Source organism: Pseudomonas sp. CC11G, from assembly GCF_056174845.1.
This window is the reverse complement of sequence record NZ_JBWBZC010000009.1, coordinates 1-17,828: the sequence shown is the minus strand read 5'-3', so window position 1 is coordinate 17,828 and position 17,828 is coordinate 1. Positions and strand designations below refer to the sequence as shown.

Below are 17,828 nucleotides of genomic sequence, written 5' to 3'. Positions count from 1 at the left end.
TCGGGTCACGAATCTGTTCTGGCGTGTCGTGCGCGATGAACGTCTACACACGACACGCCCTATCTAAATCAAGCGTCTTTCAGCGACTTCTGCCCAATCGGTGTCCCGGCAAAACCCGCCACTTTGCGCAGCACGCGATCCGTCCCATCACGCGGGCTACCTGACGCATCAGAGTGATCGTCGAACCAGTTTTCCTTGTTCGGGTAGCGGTACATCAGGTCGACCATCAATCGCCGTTCGGCAATCAGCCACACACCATCGCGCTGTTCAAATCGGTCGAAATAACGCGCCCACAATTTCACCGTTTCGCCTTTCCAGTGGTGCCGGTCGGAGGCCGCGTGGTCGGCTTGCAGGTAGGTTTCCACAAAGGCAGTTTCCGGGCCGTCGAATTCGATCAGGCTGTTGCCGAGGAAGTGCTGGGTGCGGTTGAAGCGTGGCATTTCATCGGTCAGAAACTGGAAGAAGCCTTCGGCGCCGCCGACATGCAGGCTTTCAGGAAAGTGGATATAGGCGTCTTTGTGGAAGGCGCCGCGCACCAGGGACATATCGATGCGGTCCAGGCCACGGCAGTAGCGCAGTAGCACATCGTGGATTTCGGTGCGGGCGGCGAGTTCTTCGAGGGTCATGGTGTTCTCCTTTTTTGTACTTGTTTGGGTTAGGCGTGTTTGGCTGGAACGATGGGTAACTGGATAAGGCCCGGCTGATCCGGCCCGGTGTAAATCGTGTTGCGTGCGCCGTCGTGGTAGGCGGCGTCATAGCCGTGGCGCGGGCCGTGATCGACGCCGTCGAATGGCTGAATGTCCACGCGCAGGCGGTAGCCTTTGCGGATCAGCGCGGTGTTCGGAATGATCTCGATCTCGACCGGCACGACCTCGTTATTTGCAAGCGGCGCGTAGTCGGCTTTGCGGTGGGTGTGCTTGACGGTGTAGGCGGTGGAGCGCGCGGTATCGATGGTGCGGTGCGACACCTTCAACCAGCCTTTGGCAAGCGGGTAGTTGGGCACGTTCATGCCCATGGTGGTCGGGCCGGCGAAGTCGATTTCCTGGCCGTTTTCATCCAGCACCCGCAGGCTCAGAAAGATGTCCATATCGTCGCTGCTCGACGACACCCACAGCTTGGCTTTGCCATAGCCGGCGAACACCATGTCTTCGGTCATTGGCTCGCTGATAAACGCGATGCCGGTCTTCCAATTTCCAGCACGGCCGGTGGTTTTACCGGCAGGAAGCAGGGCGGCATACCGGTACGCATTTCCAGCGGAATTTCCGCCGAATACTCGGCCTGACCGGCGACGGTCGGCGGGGTTTGCGACAGGCGCAGAAAGTCTTTGCGGTAGGCGTCGCCGGGCCAGTCAGCGGGCGTGGCGTCGAAGAACCATTGCGGGTAGGTGGTACGCGCGATCGGCCATTCGTTTTCCTCTGAAGGTACGAAGCGCCATTGCCGCTGCGGATTTCCAAGCGTACCGGCGCGGTGTCCATGATGCCGTTGTCGATGCCTTTCAACCAATGGTCGAAGAACTTGCGGTGGTCGGCGATGGCGGCGCGCGAGTAGGGCTTGGTGAACCAGTCTTCCCAGAAGTCGATTTTCTTCGCAGAGGTGGCGTGGCGAGGTACGCCTCGCTGCTGCCCAATTGGTGGAAGTGCGCCATATGGTGGTGCAGGCCACTGCCCAGAGCGGCACTTCACGTTGCTCATGTCCGGGCTCATCAGAATGGTGGAGCGCGGACCGAAGGCGATGCTGGTGTCGGAGTCTCTGAAGGTGGCTGCTTTGAGCAGACCGATAAAGTCGATGGCGTTGGGTTCGCCGCATACGGCGGCCAGTACGCCAGCCTTGTACCAGTGGGTGAAGAACTCTTCGTTGAGAATGCCGCCCGTGTAGGCCACCTCGTCGTACAGATCGACGTCGGTGCCGATGGCGATCATGGCTTTGAGGTGTTTGGGCTGCAGGCTGGCGGCCGCGTGTTGGCTCATCGCGTAGTACGACATGCCCACAGCCCGACGTTGCCGTTGCACCAGCTCTGCACGCCGGCCCAGTCGATTGCATCGCGAAAGGCTTCGGCAGTCTCGATGCCGAAGGGCGCCAAGGTGCCGGGTTTTTGCCTGAACCGGGGCCGTCGACGCGTACCAGCACTAGTCATGCGGCACCCAGTCCACGGTGTTGGCGGTTTCGTGGTTTTCGAAAATCTGGCCGTCAGCGTTGCCGTGGAAATAGCCTTCTTCCATGTCCTCGTGGGTCGAAGTCGGCGTCGTCGGCGATGGAGTGGTGGTAGAAGGCGCGGCCATAGGGACCCGCAGTTCATGATCACTGGGAACTGCCCGTCTTTGGCTGGGCGGAACACATCGGCGTACACGTACAGGCCGTTTTGCAGTGGGATTTTTACGTCTTTAAAACGGCGGATGCCGAGGATATGGCGGCGTACTTCATTACGTGCGGTCGCGGCTTTGCACAGCTGGCGTGGGGTGCGTTCGGTGAACACGCCAGCGGCCGACAGCTCGGCGAGCAGGGCGGCGATCAGCGGGTCTTGTTCGAACTCTTGCACCGGGCTCAGGGCCAGGCCTGCAAAGGAAATGTCGTGGCGAAAGTTGATGCGGTGTTTGCCGAGGATGGCGTGCACGGCTGGGTCGATGTCGATGCCACCGTTCAGGTCGCCGTCACGGTCCAGCGAGCAGACGAAGCGGGCGATGTTGGTAAGCCCGGCATCGAGCAATTTATGGATATTGCCGTCTACCCGGCTGACCAGTTCGGCCAGGTTGATGCGCGGTGCACCAACCGCTGAACCGATAGCGGTGTTGCCGACCAGAAAGGCAACGCGCTCGCCGTCGCGGTAGTGGAATTCACCGTTTTTGTCGGTTAGGCCGCTGAGGGTAGGGTCTGGTATTTGAGGCCGGAAATGGGCCCCGAGAATAGGCCGGTGCGGACTGCCTGCGGGGTGTCGCTCATGACGAGAACCTCTTTTGTTGTTGTGCAGAACGTGAAGTTGAGGCGAGTGTAGGACGACTGAATAATTAACTCAACACGTGTTGAGTAATTCGGATAATCTGCGTTTAGGCCAAAACACGGCAAACAATTGGAGGACTGATGACAGGCGAAAAAGCACCCAAGCCCCGCAAACCTGGGCGGCCATCCGGCTCGGGCAGCAGCCGGCAAACCGTGCTGGACGCGGCTCGCGCGCGCTTTTCCAGCGATGGGTTTGCCGCGACCACCATGCGCCGCGTAGCCGCCGATGCCGGTGTCGATGTCTCGATGGTGATGCAGTTTTTTCGCTCGAAAGACGAGCTGTTTGCGGCCGTAATGGATATTCCGCAGTCGGCACTGACGAAGCTGGGCTCGGTATTTGAAGGCGCCGACGAGCATCTGGGTGAGCGCGTGGTGCGCACTTTTCTGCAGGCGTGGGAAGGCGCTCCAGAGGAATCGCAGCCGCTGATGGCGATGCTGAGAAATGCGATGGTGAATGAGGCGGCGCGCACGTATTTGCGTGACTACATCGAGTCACGGTTGGCGACTGGCGGCAGCGAAACGCTGGGGCCGGATGCGCGGCTGCGGGCGGGCTTGGCGTTATCCATGTTGGTCGGCATCGTGACCGGGCGCACGATCATTGGCGTGCCGGTGTTGGCGGCGGCGGAGCTGGATACATTGGTGGCAATGGTTGCGCCGGGAATTCAGAGCACGCTGTTGCCAAATGGCGCAGGCGCGATGGCCGATAAATAACCGAACGGTTTCACCCTCCTGTCCAGGCAGGAAATGAGGGTGAAATACCGACCAGGTTTACATCACAGACAGTGACGCTCCCGCGCCTGCCACGGTTAACGCATCAAGCTGAGTGGCGCTCAAAGCAAACGCCATGGAGCCTGCCAATTCCTCCACCTGCGCAGGGCTGGTGGCGCTGGCGATAGGCGCGGTGATGCCCGGCTGCGCTGCGAGCCAGGCGAGCGCAATCTGCGCCAGGGTCGCGCCCGTGTCTTCGGCGATGGCGTCCATGGCGGCGAGTACGGCCAAGCCCTTGCCCTCGAGAAATGGCGCCATCCGCCGGCCTCGCACGCTCTTGCCCAGGTCGGCTGCGCTGCGGTATTTGCCGGTGAGAAAGCCGGCCGCGAGACCGAAGTACGGAACCGCGCCAATCGTTTTCGCGACGCAGTAGTTTTGCAAGTCGCCCTCGAACGTGTGACGGCTGACTAGGTTGTACTCGGGCTGCAACGCCTGAAACTCAGGTAGACCATTGGCCAGCGCTATTTCGTTGGCCGATTTGAGTCGCGCCGCGCTGAAGTTTGACGCGCCGAGGGCGCGGACCTTACCGGCCTCGACCAGCTTGGCAAATGCGGCAAGCACTTCTTCCTGGGGCGTGTTTTCGTCGTCGTGATGGGCGAAATAGAGATCGATCTGGTCAACGCCGAGGCGCTTGAGCGACGCGTCGCAGGCTGCGGCGATGCGTGCCGGTGCCAGCTTCTCGCCGCCTTCACCGGGCAGTTCGCCGACCTTCGTCGCGATGAGCATGGTGTTGCGCTTACCGGACTTTTTCAGCCACTCGCCGATCAGGCTTTCCGATTCGCCACCGACGTGGCCCGGAACCCAAACGGAATAGGCGTCTGCTGTATCGATAAGAGTGCCACCCGCTGCCGCGAAGGCGTCGAGGACCGCGAAGCTGGCCTGTTTATCCAGGGTCCAGCTGAAAACGTTGCCGCCGAGAACAAGGGGGGCGATGTGCAGGTCGGTAGTGCCGAGACGACGAAGCTGGGTCAATTGAACGGCTCCTTTTTGTTGTTTTTGGTGTGGCCACTGTCGACGTCGCAGGTTGGCGCCGATTGTGGTCATCGCAGGAATAGGTTGCCCAGGGCGGGCGAGGACATCTGAAGGCTTGAGGAAAAAGCCTCTCCCACCGGACTTTCCGAGACCATGTGGGAGAGGGGTGAGGCCATTCGATTCGGCCTCCACTTTTTAAAACGCTACTGCTTACGGCACGATCGGCAATTGCACGTAACTCGGGTACTGCGGCCCGGTATAAACCCGGTTCACCGCACCCTCGTGGTAGGTCTTGTCGTAGGCGCGAACGGGAACCCCGGCCGGGGCATACGGCTGAATATCTACCAGCAAGCGATGCCCTTTGCGGATAAACGCGGTACTTGGGTTCAAACCGATTTCCACCGGCACGATTTCACCGTTCGACAGCGGCGCGCTGTCCTGCTCCAGGTGGGTGTGCACCGGCCAGTATTCGGTGCTGCGGTTGGTATCGAGCTTGCGCCGCGACACTTTCAGCAAACCGTGGCCAATCGGGTGGATGTGCACCGGGTCTACCGGGAGTACCACGGACTCGTAGCGGATTTCCTTGTCGTTTTCGTCCAGCACACGCAGCGACACAAACACATCCATGTCCACGCTGGTCGAGGCCACCCACAGACCGACCTTCATATATCCGGCCAGCACCATATCTTCGGTCACCGGCTCGCTGACGAACGAGAGGCCCGTCGACCAGCGCGGCGTGCCATCGCTGGAGCCGCCTGGGGCGATGGTTGGCGTACCCAGGTCGAGGTGGGCGTCGTACTCGGCGCTGCCTTGCTCGGTCGGCACGCTTTCACTGATGCGCAGCACGTTCGGCCGGCGACCATCTTTCTGCCAGGTCGAAGGACGGGCATCCAGATACCAGCGACGGTATTGGGTGCGCGCCACTGGGAATTCCTGCTCGTGCAACACGAAATGCGCGCCATCGCCGGTACGCACTTGAATGCGCACCGGGGCGTCGTCCATCACGCCGTTGTCGATGCCCTTGAGCCAGTAGTCGAAGTAGCGCATGTGCTCGGTAATCGACTTCTCGCTGTAGGAGTCGGGGAACCAGGCATCGGCAAAATCGAATTTGCGCGCTTTCGAGGCGGTGGAGCGAATGTAGGTTTCCGTGCTGCCCAACTGGTGAATGATCGCGCCCACTTGCGGGCCGACGATCCACACCGGCGCGGTTGCCTTGGTCATGTCGGGAATCATGAAGATACTGCCGTTCGGGCCATAGGCGGTGCTGTCGTTGAATGGTGTCGCCAGCACGCGGGCCATCCAGTCGGTTTCCGAGCGTACGCCGCAGTGGTTGTTGCCCGACCAGATTTTGTACCACCAATTCCAGAACCCGGCGCCGAAGATGCCGCCGCCGTACAGGGCTTCGTTGTAGATGTCGGAGTCGGTGCCTTGGGCAACCATGGCCTTGAGGTGCGGCGGTTGCAGGCTGGCCACGCTGTGTTGACCCATGGCCAGGTACGACATGCCCCACAAGCCGACGTTGCCGTTGGACCAGGACTGGGTGCCGGCCCACTCGATGGCGTCGTAATAGTCTTCGGCTTCCTGCACGCTGAACGGCGCTTGTCGGCCTGGGCTGTTGCATACGCCGCGAGCGTCGACGCGAATGCACACATAGCCTTCGGGTACCCAGACGGAGGTGTCCACGGTTTCGTGGTTTTCGTACTGGGCGCCGTCCGGGTTGCCGGAGAAGAAACGGTCTTCCATGGCCTCTTTGCGCAGGGCGTCGGCGTCGTTGGCAATGCAGTCGTGATAGAAGCTTTTGCCGTAGAAACCCTTGCTCATCACCACCGGGTGCGGCCCTGGCGTGTCAGGGCGGAACACGTCGGCGCACACGTAGGAGCCATCGCGCAACGGAATGCGGACATCGGTGGTTTTGATGATGCCGCGAATATTACGGCGCAGTTCGTTACGGCTGGTAGCGCCATCGCACAAAGTGCGCGGCGTTTTGGCCGTGAACACGCCGGGCGTGGCGTTCAATACGTCGATAATCGCCAGCACGGTCGGGTCGTCGGCAAAGCCCACCGCACCATGCCCCATGGCCATCGCTTGCGGGGTGAAGTTGATCGGTGTGGCGCCGATCAGTTCATGCACGATCGGGGCGATGGTGATGCCTGCCTCGATGTTGCCGTCCTGGTCCAGGGTATGAACAAAGCGCGCCAGGTTGGTGACCGATGGGTCGAGTAGCTTGTCGAGTTTGCCGTCTACGCGGTTGGCCAGGTGCGCCAGGTTCAAGCGTGGTTGCGCCCCGTGGGCGCCGAGCACGATGCCACCGACCATAAACGAGATGGCTTCATCGGCGCGGTATTGGAACTCACCTTTTTCGTTGGTGAGGCCCGACAACGTCGGGGTTTGGTATTTCAAGCCCGCGATAGGGCCAGCGAATACGCCGGTCAGAATCGGGCCCAAAGCGGGAGCAGGAGAGTGGCTCATGGGTCAGTTCGCCATAATCGGAAGTTGCAGATAGGAGGCGTACTGCCCGCCGGTATGAATCACGTGTTGGCCGCTATTGGCGCCGACGTATTCAGGAATGCCGGGCATGATCGTGCCCGAGAGGTTGCGCGAGCTGATGATAAAGCGCAGCTGCTCACCCGGATGGAAGGCCCAACCCAGCGGCAGCAAATCGATTTCGATGGCCACCACTTCGCCTTCGGACAATTTCTCGATGCGGTCGAAGGTGTGGGCGGGTACGTCGTCGGTCGACAACGCTTCATCGAGGTGACGCGTCGATACGCGCAAGCGGCCATCCGAACCCTTGTAACGCAGCACGGTAGCGCCGTGGTCGGTGAGGTCGTGGATGCGCGCGTTCTGGTTCGGCGAGGTGAACTGCTGCAGCGGGCTGCCGAATTTATCCAGCTTCTGGATCAGCACGAACAGGTCCATGTCATCGCTACCGCGTGCTTCGACAAACAGGCGCGCTTTGGGATAGCCCACCACCACGGTTTCTTTGTCGAAACGGGTGATAAAGGACACCACCTCGGGGCTCGCGCCAACGTCATAAGTGGCTGGTACTTCATTGGCCGGTGCGTTGGGGCTGAGGGCGCGCGTGGCGCCGTCGAGGTAGAGCTTGGTCGACACGGCTTCCTTCGGCGGGAACGACTCGGCGGGCACGTTGGTCTGGTCGCCGCCCTGGAAATCGTGGATGGCGTAACGCACACGCGGGGTGGTTTCCCAGCCGTTGTCGATGTCTTTCAGGTAGCGGTCGAAGAAGCGGCGCAGGTCTTCCACGTTTGCTTCGTCGTAGTAGTCCGGCCACTCCTGGCTGTTGTGCACACGCAGCCATTTGTCTTGCGAGGCCAGGCGGCGCCAGGCGCGGAAGGTGCCGGCGGTGTGCAGGGTGTTGGAGTAGCTGGCAACCACAAACGCCGGCACGGTGATGCGAGCAAAGTCCGGAATCTTGTTCGCCCACAGCTCGTTGATAAGCGGGTAAGCCTTGGCTTCAGAGAGGATGTCTTCTTTCTGGTTCTTGCCGAAAAAGCTGCCGTTCTGCAGCAGGCCACCAAAGGCCAGGTCGGGCATGCCGCCGCGCATTACCAGGTCGCGGTACACATCGCTCACGCCTTCCCACGGGTTGATCGCGGCCAGGTGCTTGGGTTGTTCAGCAGCAGTAAACCACTGCGATACCGCGAGGTACGACGTGCCGCTCATGCCGACCTTGCCGGTGCACCAGCTCTGTTCGGCCAGCCACTCGATAAGGTCGTGGCAGTCCTGGCCTTCCTGACGGTCCCACAACACGCTGTTGCCTTCGGAGTCCACGCCGCCACGCACGTCGGGGTTGCAGATGGCGTAGCCCTGGGCGCACCAGTAGGCCGGGTCCGGCGCTTCGAATTTAGCCAGGCCGGAGACCACCGAGTTGCTCAGCCCAACCAGACCGAACACGCCCATCACGCTGACGGATGTGCCTTGGCCTTTGCCATAGGGGCTCCAGCAAACGATGACCGGAACCTGCTCGGTGCCGGCGGGGCGGAAGATGTCGGTGTAGATGGTGGTGCCGTCACGCAGGGTCACGGCCACGTCTTTTTCAAACACGATATCGACGGGAATGGGGCGGAAGGGCGGCGCGATTTGGAAGCCGGCCTTCAGCGTGCGGGTGCCCGGTTCAAAGGCGGTGAGCAAACCGGTACGAGCAGGCGGTAGCGGGTGAGACGGCACGAACATCTTTGGGCAGTCAGTCATGTTGACTCCTTTTTGTTGTTGGTTGCGAGACCGATGCGCCTAAGGTACGACCGCCAAATAAATTAATCAACACGTGTTGATATATGTCAGGATTACGCAAAAATCAGAGCGTATCCATGGAAAAAGACACCCCTTATCCGGCCCGTCGCGGTCGCCGACCTGGCACTAGCAGCACGCGCCAAGCCGTGCTGGACGCCGCGCGTGTGCGCTTTTCCAGTGACGGTTACGCGCGCACGACCATCCGCCTGGTCGCTGCGGATGCCGGGGTCGATGTGGCTCAGGTGATGCAATTTTTCCGTTCGAAGGACGAGCTGTTTGCCGCCGTGATGGAAATTCCGGCGTCGACATTGGCGCGGTTCGACACGCTGTACGAAGGGCCGGATGAGGATCTGGGCGAGCGCGTCGTTCGCGCTTTTCTAACCGCGTGGGAAGGGCTTGCTGAAGAGTCCACACCCTTGATGGCCACGCTGATGGGCGCGTTCGTCAATGACCATGCCCGTGATCAATTGCGCGGCTTTATCCAATCCCGATTGCTGACCGCCGCCAGCGAACGGCTGGGGCCTGATGCGGGGCTGCGGGTTGGGCTGGCGTCCTATCTGCTGATTGGTATGGTCGTAGGCCGGCGCGTGGTTGGCGTGCCCATCTTGGTGGCCGCGGAGCATGCGGAGTTGGTCAGAATCATTGCGCCGGCCATTCAAAAAATTCTTGTGCCATAGGCAAGGAATCTAGCGAATCGGCAGGGGGCGATCATATGAGCAATTTTTTTGCTGCGAGTCTTGAGTCGGTAAGCTTGGGCGTATTTGCGTTATGTATGACACACACCTCCCAATCCGACCGCGTCGGGCAAGGAAGAGTCGGGGAGGGTGGGTTCTGCATACAACGTTGTCTGCGCGCACGGCAGTTGGGAAGCACGCTCTGGACCACCCGCGCCCGCTCCACAGGCCGAGCTGCAATCTGCTCTGGGACGGGAGCCGCCTGGGCAAACACCAGCCATATCTAGAGAGTAAGTCCTGTATCCGTGTCGCTCCACCCAAAGGGATTCCCCATCGCGTCCAGTGTGCCGCACATCATCGGAATGCCGCTGCCTGGGTTGACATCGAACGTGGAGCAATTCCCTAGTCCTTGAGTGACAAAGCTCATTGGGGCTTGAGGAAAGTTCAGTTCCTCATCGCGCTCCCAAAACTGCGCCGCTCGATTCAATTGCTCATCCGTTGCGAGCGAACCGAAATCCAGACTGTCATGCACAACGATCATTTCGCCCATCGTTGGGTAGATTCTGGTTTGGTAGCCGAGGTGGGGAGCCGGTTGAAGGAAGCTCTTGGCAAATTTGGCGATCAGGTTTTTCAGCATGACAATTCCCTCGACTTGAATGTCCCGGAATGGGGATGCCAGATTGGTCTGGCATTTCCAGTTTCCAGTGATTCTGAAAACTGCAAGTCGAGCTTAGAAAGGTGCTTTGGCGGTCAGGCGGAGGTCGTTTTTTGACGAGGAGAATGGCGAGCGGCGTTGGAGCGAAAATGAGCCACTTTGAACAGCTCTGGCAGGGTTTCAAACAGCGCAAATCCGATACCAATTTTGATACCAATCAGTGTGTTTTGCTGAGGACTCACGTGTCTGGAACCCCCATGTTTCCTACTCATAGACCCCCACCCATACCCATGGCTTATCGCATGGTGATGTTGGCGGTAGAAATCACGGTTGGAATCCAGGGGGAGGGGCAAAAAAGGACGCGACTGTACCGGTTTAAGCCGGGTAGCGCTGCTCTATTACGCTGGACGGCGTCTTGCGCGGCGGCGCCCTTGGCGTTTGCCGCAAACAGCTTGCAGAACCTGCGCCAACCCCGGCAAAAAAAGCCCGGCGCTGGGCCGGGCAGTGTTTTTCTACCAGAGATAGCGGTAGCCCAGATTGACGGCCCACGGCTCCTCAAAGTCGTCGCCGTTGGCATGTTCCACATCCAGGTACACCTTCTGCTTTGCGCTCACCTGCAGCACCACGCCGCCGCCCACTTCCGTGCGGCTGCCGGGCATGGCGCTGTCCAGCCGGTGGCCGTTGACGTTCACTTCGCTGTCATTGCCGTGTTCGGTCACGTACGACATCTTGGCGTAGGGCTGCACTTCCTGGCCGTCGAAAGCTTCAGGTTGCGGCCCATCAGCGTGCCTACCCGGCTTTGCAGGGAGTCGACGTCGCCGGGTTTCACCCGCAAGCCGTTGCTGGCTTGGTAGGCGTCGCTGGTGGTGGGGTGGCGGTGACTTCGAGCTGCGGTTCAACGAACCAGCCGTCCTGCAGCTTGATGTGCTTGCCCACTTCCACGTCCGCGCCGATTCCATCGGCGTCGTAGTTGCTTTTCACCTGCTGGCCCATGTTGCTGGTCGATTTGATCTCGTTGTCGAAGCGGTTGTATTTCACTACGCCATCGACATACCAGCCGCTGTCGTGCAGGAAGGTGGCATAGGCGCCCAGCAGCTTGCTGTCGGTTTTGCCGCTGGCGCCTTCGCCGAAGTCGTTATCGGACTGGGCCATGCCGACCATGCCGCCGATAAACACCTTGCCGCCATTTACGGCTACAGCGCCGTCGGCACCGATTTCCATGCCCGATACGTCTTGGTCGAACGCGCGGCTTGAGTGCTCGCCAAATTCGTAGCGTTTGTTGATGCCGCGTACCCACAGACCGCCTTCGTCGTCACCCATGCGCAGCTCGCCCAGGCGTTTGTTCAGCGCGTTCATTTCCGCGCTCCACAAGGTGGCGGTTGCGGCCACGTTGGCCACTGCCGCATTGGCGCCCGTGCTCAGGCTTTCTGGTTGGTTAGCCAGATTGCCACCGGGAGCAGCGGGTACCTGCGCGGTATTGCGCAAGTACCAATCCTCACCTTGCTGCTCCAGGGTGTAACGGAAGGCGCCGGCGTCGACGTGCTCGCCATACAGGTTGAATTGGCCCGCGCCACCCGCGGCGTCCACCAGCATGAGTTGCTGGCCACTGGCGCCGGCTCGTGGCCGGTGTCGGCCACAACCAGCTCGTGCTGGCCGCTGGTTTGCCCGGTGATCAGCAGCAGATCGCCGGCGTTGGCGGCCAGGTCGGTGTTCATAAAGAACTGCCCGCTGCCGCTCAGGTCGCCATTGATGGTCAGGGTTTTAAAAGCCGCGCCGGGTACGAAGTGCACGCCACCGGCGTCTAGGTTCAGGTCTTTTACGTCCGAGTCACCGGTAACGTTCCAGGCCGCGCCATCGCTCAGGGCGAACGTGCCGCCGTGGGTGACCGCGCCGGTCAGCGCACCTTTGCTCATCAGCAGGTCCACCACGCTGCTGCCATCGGCACGAATATCGCCGACCAACGCGGAGTTGCCTTCGCTGCGCAGGGTCACGGTACTGCCGTTATCCGCCTCCAGCAGCATGCCGGTCGCGCTGTGCAGGTGGCTGCCGTCTACGCGCAGGTCGAGCTTGGCGCCATCCGCGCGGACCACGCTGGCCTGATCGGCCTGCACGTCGCTGTCGGTCAGGGTTACCGTATTGAGGGCGGAACTGCTGACGCCTGTCAGGGATTTTCCGCTGGCCAATAGCGCATGGGCATCGCTGCCTTTAGCCACTACCTGGCTGTTGGTCAGGTTGATGCGAGCGCCGCTGTCGATGCCCAGGCCGTTAGACGCCGCACCGCTGGTTTCAATGTTCACGTTGGTGGCGCTGATGGTCGATGGCGTTGTCGCAGCTGCCGTATTGCCGCTGGCGGTAAAGCCATTGGTGTTCGCGCTGCGGGTGGCCACCGTGCTGTTGCTGAGTTGCACCACGCCGCCGCTGCGGTGTACACGCCGTGGCTGCCGAAGCGCGCGCCGTCATTGAGGCTGTCGACCTCGATGGCCACGTGGTCGGCGTTTACGGTGCTATTGAGGCCGCCACTGGTGGCGCCTTGGGCACTAATCCGATGGAGTTGGTACCGTAGGCACCGACCGTGCTGTTGCTCGCTGTGATCTGGCTGCCATTGGCTACAGAAAAGCCTGCGCCATTGCTGCCTGCCTCCACCGTTACCTTGTCGACAACAGCGCTGCCTTGTGAGACGACGACAATACCGCCGGACACCGTGCTGTCGCGAATATCGAGGGTGCTGCCGACGTCACCGACCTGAATGCTGTTCTTGATGTTGGAGTTGGTCAGTGTCGCGCTGCCTCCAGTGCCAATACGCACACCGAAGGCGGCCGCGGTGGTGATGTTCAGATTGCTACCGATAAGCCGACCGTTCTTGTCGATGAAAACGCCATAGTCGGTCGAGCCGGTGCCATAGGCCTTGATGATCAGGTCCTCGGCCTGCAATTGACCGCTGTTGGTAATGCGCACCGCGCTACCGCTGGCGCTGTCGAACGTATTGCCCGACGAACTCTGATGGCTGTTATCGACCTGCAGCCCAGCGGCGCGTGACGAATCGCACGCCAACACGGCAAACAGCGTGGCAATCGCCACAGCCAGCGGGGATTTTTTAAAGGACGTTTTCATGGCTGTCTCCATCGCTTGAAGTTGATGGCGACAGCGTTGCAATTCCTGTTGGTGCGGCCTGTAGAAAATTTCCCGTTAGTTGTAGGAAATTTCTGACGCTTCAGCGAAGCCAACTATGCTTCTGGGCGTGTCCCATACGGCCAGGGAAGCGCCATGAGCCGAGTGTTGATAGTCGACGACCACCCCATGATCCGCTTTGCCGCGCGCGTGTTGCTGGAGCGTGCCGGTTATGAAGTGGTGGGGGAGGCCGACAACGGCGTCGAGGCGCTGGCCATGGCCCGTGACACCCAGCCCAACCTGGTGGTGCTGGATATCTACATTCCCAGGCTCGACGGCCTGGAGCTGATTCCCCGCCTGCAAGCCCTGAGCGCGCCGCCAAAAATTCTGGTGCTCAGCTCCATGAACCCGGCCATTTACGCTAGCCGCTGCATGCTGGCCGGTGCCTCGGCGTTTGTGGCCAAGAGCAATAACCTCAGCGAGCTGGTAGGGGCGGCCAAGGCGGTGCTTTCCGGCAACAAGTATTTTCCCGACACCACGCTGCTGTCGGTGCGCCGCAGCGACGGCGTGCTGGATGACGCCGTCATGTTGCAGTCGTTATCCGACCGCGAAATTGTGGTGCTCAAGTACCTGGCGTCTGGCCTGAGCAACAAGGAGATTGGCGAGCAGATGCTGATCAGCAATAAAACCGTCAGCACCTACAAAGCCCGCCTGTTGCTCAAGCTCAAGGCCCACTCGTTGGTCGACCTGATCGGCTTTGCCCAGCGCAATGGCGACTATCTCTAAGGCCCTGGCAGTCCTGCTGGCGCTGAGCGTAACGGCGCCAGTCGTATGCGCCGCTACCGCCGACAGCCTGTGGCAGCAAAGCGGCGTGCACAACTACCGGCTGTTGGTGCTGGGTGTGCTGGCGCTGTTGTTGATCCTCGGTTGGAACTGGCGGTTGCGCCAGGAAGTGGCCAAACGCAAAGCCGCCGAGCGCGCCTTGAAAGACCAGTTGCTGTTCCAGCAAACGCTGTTCGACGGCATGCCGCAGCCGATTTATGTGCGCGACCGCGAGGGCCGTTTGCTCGGCGCCAACCGCAGTTTGTGCGAGGCCCTGGAAACGTCCCGCGAACACCTGTTGGGCAAACGCATTACCGAACTCACCTGGCTTTCCCCGGCGGATGCAGCGCTTTACCAGCAGCGTTACGAAGCCGCCGTGCGCGAGGAGAAGACGCTGGTGTCTGACCTGCGTTTTCAAGTGGGCGAGCGCGCCATCGAGGCCTACGCCTGCTGGTGCCGTACCGCAATGGTGCCGGCACAGTGGCCGGCATGATCGGCGGCTGGGTAGACGTGACCGAGCGCTACCAACTGCTGGCGGACCTGCGCCTCGCCAAAGCGCAGGCCGACCAGGCCAGCCTGGCCAAAAGTACGTTTCTGGCCACCATGAGCCACGAAATTCGCACGCCGATCAGTGCGGTCATCGGCATGCTCGAATTGGCCCTTCGCCAAGCCGACAACGGCGTGTGGGAGTGCGAGCCGATCCAGATCGCGTACGAGTCGGCCAATTCCCTGATGGCCCTGCTCGGCGACATTCTGGATATCGCCAAGATCGAGTCCGGGCGCTTTACCTTGCAGGCGCAGCGCGCCAATCCCAGCCAGTTGGCCAGCGCCGTGGTAGCCATCTTCAGCGGCCTGGCGCGGGACAAACAGCTCGCGCTGGAGCTGCACGTGCAGCCGGCCGTGGATACCGACGTGCTGATCGACCCGCTGCGCTTCAAGCAGATTGTGAGCAACCTGATCAGCAACGCCATCAAGTTCACCGACCACGGCAGGTACGCGTGGAGCTGACAGCCGAATCGTCCGAAGCCGATGTGCTGCACCTGCAACTCAAGGTCTCGGACACCGGCATCGGCATTAGCGAAGCGGGGCAGCAGCAGCTCTTTGCCACGTTCACCCAGGTGCACGGCGCCGAACAGGGCGCCCGTGGCGGTAGCGGCCTGGGCCTGAGCATTTGCCGGACCCTGGCGGCGATGATGGGGGGCAGCGTCACCCTGGCTAGCGAGTTGGGCCAAGGCACACAGGTCGTCGTCCACCTCGTGCTGCCACGTCTGCCGGCTATAGAAACCTCTCCAGAGCCGGCCAGCGAACCGGCAGAAACGCTGCGCTCACTGACCGTATTGGTGGTGGATGACCACCTGCCCAACTGCCAACTGCTCACCCGGCAACTGGACTATCTCGGCCACCACACCCACGCTGCCCACGACGGCGCGCAGGCCTTGCAAGCCTGGCGGGCCGGCCACTTCGATCTGGTGATTACCGACATCAATATGCCCACCCTGAACGGCTTCGAACTGGCGCGGGCCATCCGCAGCGCTGAACAGGCCAGCGGCCAGGCGCCGTGCACCATCCTCGGTTTTACCGCCAATGCTCAACGTGAAGAAATCGAGCGCTGCAAGCTGGCCGGGATGGATGACTGCCTGTTCAAACCCATCAGCCTCGACCAGCTCAGGCAGCGCGTGCAGGGCTATGCGCCGCCAGCGGCCTTCACGCTGGGCGACCTTGAGCCGCTAACCGGTGGTGACCTCGGTATCACCCGGGAACTGTTGCAGGGCAGCATCAGCGCCAACCACGATGACCTTGCCACGCTCCTGCAACTGCATGCCGACGCTGATCGCGGCGGCTTGGCCCGGCAGGCACACAAGATTAAAAGCGGCGCACGCCTGCTCAACGACCAGGCGTTGGTGGCGCTGTGTGAAAACCTCGAAGCAGCCTGCCGGCAGGGCGCCGACAGGGAAGCGCTGAGGTTGCAGGTCACCGCGCTTGAACTCGGCATTCAGCAATTGGAACTGACCCTGCAACAGCACCTGCTTGCGCTGGGTTAAAGTCGGGGCGCTTCATTGCCGCCCAACGCCACCACTTACCAGGAACCCCCATGCGCACAGGAACTGCCCACTGCAAAGAAGTCGATCTGGTTTATGAAGATTGGGGCGATAGCAGCGCGCCGCCGCTGCTGTTGATCATGGGGCTCGGCGCGCAGATGGTGCTGTGGCCGGATGGCTTCTGTCAGCAGCTGGTCGAGCGCGGTTTTCGCGTGATCCGCTTCGACAATCGCGACTCCGGCCTGTCTGGCCGCATCAACAAACCCTTCAACACCCCGATGTGGAAACTGCTGGCCCGCGCCCAGCTCGGGCTGCAATCGCCGGCGCCGTACACCCTGGAAAACATGGCCGACGATGTCGCGCAACTGATGGACCACTTGGAAATCTCTTCGGCCCATGTGGTCGGCGCGTCCATGGGCGGCATGATCACCCAGGTGTTTGCCGCGACCTATCCTGAGCGCGTGCGGGCGCTGACCATTCTGTTCTCGTCCACCAACCAGCCCTTGCTGCCACCGCCGGCCTTCGGCGTGTTCCGCAAACTGATCTCACCACCGAAAAAAGGCGCCTCGGCCGATGAAATTGTGCAGCGGCAAAAAGAGCTGTTCCTGGCCATCGGCAGCGCCGCGCACCCGATGCCGGAGGCCGAACTCGATGCCCTGATCCGCCTGCAAATCGCCCGCGGCGCCGACTTCAAAGCCACCGCCCGGCAGTTCGCCGCGATTCTGGCGACCGGTGATTTGCGCCGCTACAGCCAACGCATCAAGGCACCGACTGTCGTCATTCACGGGCTGGCCGACAAGCTGGTGCGCCCGGCCGGCGGCAAGGCGATTGCGCGGGCGATTGGTGGGGCGAAATTGCAGTTGGTAAAAGGCATGGCCCATGACCTGCCGCGCGCGTTGTGGCCGCAGATTATCGCGGGGATTGGCGCGCGCTAAGTGGCATTGCCGGGCGTGGCGTCGGCGCCATTCAAGGTCTCCAGCAAACGGTTGAAGGCCTCGATGCTGAGCGGCGGGTAGTAGTAATAACCTTGCACTTCGTCGATACCTTCGGCCTGCACAAGTTGCAGCTGCGCCGAGGTTTCTACGCCCTCGGCGGTGGTTTGCAGCGACAGCGCGCGGCATAGCCCGGCGATTGACGACAACAGCGCGCGCCCGCGCGGCGATTGTTCGAGATCGGAGATAAAACTGCGGTCGATTTTCACCCGGTCCAGGGGCAGTTCCTTCAGGTAACTCAGCGACGAGTAGCCGGTGCCGAAGTCGTCCAGGGCAATGCGAAAGCCGGCATCGCGCAAGGCTTGCAGGCGCTGACGAGCGAACGCGGAATCTTCCAGCAGAATGGATTCGGTTACCTCCAATTCCAACGACTCGGCAGGCGCCGCGCACTGCGCCATGCTGTCGCGCAATACCTGCAACAATTGTTCGTCGCGCAGCTGACGTGCCGACAAGTTGATGGCCAGCGACAACGACCAGCCGCGCGCTTGCCAGCCGTCAAGCAACACCGCCGCTTCGCGAACAATCCAATGCCCGATGGGCACAATCAGGCCGA

Annotated in this window: 20 protein-coding genes and 1 pseudogene; 8 read left to right on the top strand and 13 right to left on the bottom strand. The window is 61.3% G+C overall.

The annotated features are described in order from the left end of the window. Positions 1-68: 68 nt before the first annotated feature. The 4 genes from AC0V2S_RS13280 to AC0V2S_RS13265 form a co-directional block, all read right to left on the bottom strand. Positions 69-626, bottom strand: coding sequence for a nuclear transport factor 2 family protein (locus AC0V2S_RS13280; RefSeq protein ID WP_475510161.1), 558 nt, complete (start codon positions 624-626; stop codon positions 69-71). 29 nt (positions 627-655) lie between these two features. Next, the gene (locus tag AC0V2S_RS13275; RefSeq protein ID WP_475510160.1) at positions 656-1,156 is read right to left on the bottom strand and encodes a CocE/NonD family hydrolase C-terminal non-catalytic domain-containing protein; all 501 of its coding nucleotides are present in this window, start codon (positions 1,154-1,156) and stop codon (positions 656-658) included. Between the two features lie 55 nt (positions 1,157-1,211). Beyond that, positions 1,212-1,982: a CocE/NonD family hydrolase gene (locus tag AC0V2S_RS13270; protein WP_475510159.1), complete on the bottom strand. Its 771-nt coding sequence runs from the start codon at positions 1,980-1,982 to the stop codon at positions 1,212-1,214. 144 nt (positions 1,983-2,126) lie between these two features. Then, positions 2,127-2,279, bottom strand: coding sequence for a hypothetical protein (locus tag AC0V2S_RS13265; protein ID WP_475510158.1), 153 nt, complete (start codon positions 2,277-2,279; stop codon positions 2,127-2,129). 80 nt (positions 2,280-2,359) lie between these two features. On the opposite strand from AC0V2S_RS13265, the gene AC0V2S_RS13260 reads away from it, so the two are divergent. Both AC0V2S_RS13260 and AC0V2S_RS13255 read left to right on the top strand, forming a co-directional pair. Then, positions 2,360-2,773, top strand: coding sequence for a hypothetical protein (locus tag AC0V2S_RS13260; protein WP_475510157.1), 414 nt, complete (start codon positions 2,360-2,362; stop codon positions 2,771-2,773). 302 nt (positions 2,774-3,075) lie between these two features. Beyond that, a complete protein-coding gene (locus AC0V2S_RS13255; protein WP_475510156.1) occupies positions 3,076-3,705 on the top strand; it encodes a TetR/AcrR family transcriptional regulator in 630 nt (209 codons plus the stop codon). A 57-nt stretch (positions 3,706-3,762) separates the two neighbouring features. Here the strand turns inward: AC0V2S_RS13255 and AC0V2S_RS13250 are convergent, their stop codons facing one another. The 3 genes from AC0V2S_RS13250 to AC0V2S_RS13240 all read right to left on the bottom strand — a co-directional run bounded on the left by AC0V2S_RS13250 (position 3,763) and on the right by AC0V2S_RS13240 (position 8,946). Further along, positions 3,763-4,734, bottom strand: a complete 972-nt coding sequence (locus AC0V2S_RS13250; protein WP_475510155.1) for an aldo/keto reductase — start codon at positions 4,732-4,734, stop codon at positions 3,763-3,765. A gap of 210 nt (positions 4,735-4,944) precedes the next feature. Continuing rightward, positions 4,945-7,203 carry a CocE/NonD family hydrolase gene (locus AC0V2S_RS13245; RefSeq protein ID WP_475510154.1) on the bottom strand — a complete coding sequence of 753 codons (2,259 nt, stop codon included), beginning with the start codon at positions 7,201-7,203 and terminating at the stop codon, positions 4,945-4,947. Positions 7,204-7,206: 3 nt separating this feature from the next. Further along, entirely contained in the window at positions 7,207-8,946 is a 1,740-nt protein-coding gene (locus tag AC0V2S_RS13240; protein WP_475510153.1) for a CocE/NonD family hydrolase, read from the bottom strand. A gap of 116 nt (positions 8,947-9,062) precedes the next feature. Between AC0V2S_RS13240 and AC0V2S_RS13235 the strand changes: the two genes are divergently transcribed. After that, entirely contained in the window at positions 9,063-9,662 is a 600-nt protein-coding gene (locus AC0V2S_RS13235; RefSeq protein ID WP_475510152.1) for a TetR/AcrR family transcriptional regulator, read from the top strand. Positions 9,663-9,942: 280 nt separating this feature from the next. On the opposite strand, the gene AC0V2S_RS13230 is transcribed toward AC0V2S_RS13235, so the two are convergent. The 5 genes and pseudogenes from AC0V2S_RS13230 to AC0V2S_RS13210 form a co-directional block, all read right to left on the bottom strand. Then, the gene (locus AC0V2S_RS13230) at positions 9,943-10,296 is read right to left on the bottom strand and encodes a hypothetical protein (protein WP_475510151.1); all 354 of its coding nucleotides are present in this window, start codon (positions 10,294-10,296) and stop codon (positions 9,943-9,945) included. A 530-nt stretch (positions 10,297-10,826) separates the two neighbouring features. Continuing rightward, positions 10,827-11,213, bottom strand: coding sequence for an autotransporter outer membrane beta-barrel domain-containing protein (locus AC0V2S_RS13225; protein ID WP_475510150.1), 387 nt, complete (start codon positions 11,211-11,213; stop codon positions 10,827-10,829). Further along, positions 11,140-11,907, bottom strand: coding sequence for an autotransporter outer membrane beta-barrel domain-containing protein (locus AC0V2S_RS13220; protein WP_475510149.1), 768 nt, complete (start codon positions 11,905-11,907; stop codon positions 11,140-11,142). The genes AC0V2S_RS13225 and AC0V2S_RS13220 overlap by 74 nt, the downstream gene beginning before the upstream one ends. Positions 11,908-11,939: 32 nt before the next feature. After that, positions 11,940-12,227, bottom strand: a pseudogene (locus AC0V2S_RS13215) (pertactin-like passenger domain-containing protein); the annotation flags it as partial. A gap of 583 nt (positions 12,228-12,810) precedes the next feature. Beyond that, positions 12,811-13,425 (bottom strand): hypothetical protein, encoded by a 615-nt coding sequence (locus AC0V2S_RS13210; RefSeq protein ID WP_475510148.1) that lies wholly within the window; start codon positions 13,423-13,425, stop codon positions 12,811-12,813. Between the two features lie 153 nt (positions 13,426-13,578). On the opposite strand from AC0V2S_RS13210, the gene AC0V2S_RS13205 reads away from it, so the two are divergent. From AC0V2S_RS13205 to AC0V2S_RS13185, 5 genes are read left to right on the top strand one after another with little or no spacing between them, the layout of a single operon-like run. Beyond that, positions 13,579-14,208, top strand: a complete 630-nt coding sequence (locus AC0V2S_RS13205; protein ID WP_475510147.1) for a response regulator — start codon at positions 13,579-13,581, stop codon at positions 14,206-14,208. Continuing rightward, on the top strand, positions 14,192-14,737 hold the full coding sequence (locus AC0V2S_RS13200; RefSeq protein ID WP_475510146.1) for a PAS domain-containing protein: 546 nt from the start codon (positions 14,192-14,194) through the stop codon (positions 14,735-14,737). Before AC0V2S_RS13205 ends, AC0V2S_RS13200 begins: the two co-directional genes overlap by 17 nt. Further along, the gene (locus AC0V2S_RS13195) at positions 14,698-15,252 is read left to right on the top strand and encodes a sensor histidine kinase (RefSeq protein ID WP_475510145.1); all 555 of its coding nucleotides are present in this window, start codon (positions 14,698-14,700) and stop codon (positions 15,250-15,252) included. Before AC0V2S_RS13200 ends, AC0V2S_RS13195 begins: the two co-directional genes overlap by 40 nt. Continuing rightward, on the top strand, positions 15,243-16,286 hold the full coding sequence (locus AC0V2S_RS13190) for a response regulator (RefSeq protein ID WP_475510144.1): 1,044 nt from the start codon (positions 15,243-15,245) through the stop codon (positions 16,284-16,286). Before AC0V2S_RS13195 ends, AC0V2S_RS13190 begins: the two co-directional genes overlap by 10 nt. Before the next feature lie 50 nt (positions 16,287-16,336). Next, positions 16,337-17,218, top strand: coding sequence for an alpha/beta fold hydrolase (locus tag AC0V2S_RS13185; protein ID WP_475510143.1), 882 nt, complete (start codon positions 16,337-16,339; stop codon positions 17,216-17,218). On the opposite strand, the gene AC0V2S_RS13180 is transcribed toward AC0V2S_RS13185, so the two are convergent. Next, positions 17,215-17,828 (bottom strand): EAL domain-containing protein (locus AC0V2S_RS13180; RefSeq protein WP_475510142.1); only part of this gene is annotated, 614 nt, incomplete at its 5' end. The two genes, AC0V2S_RS13185 and AC0V2S_RS13180, sit on opposite strands and share 4 nt — an antisense overlap.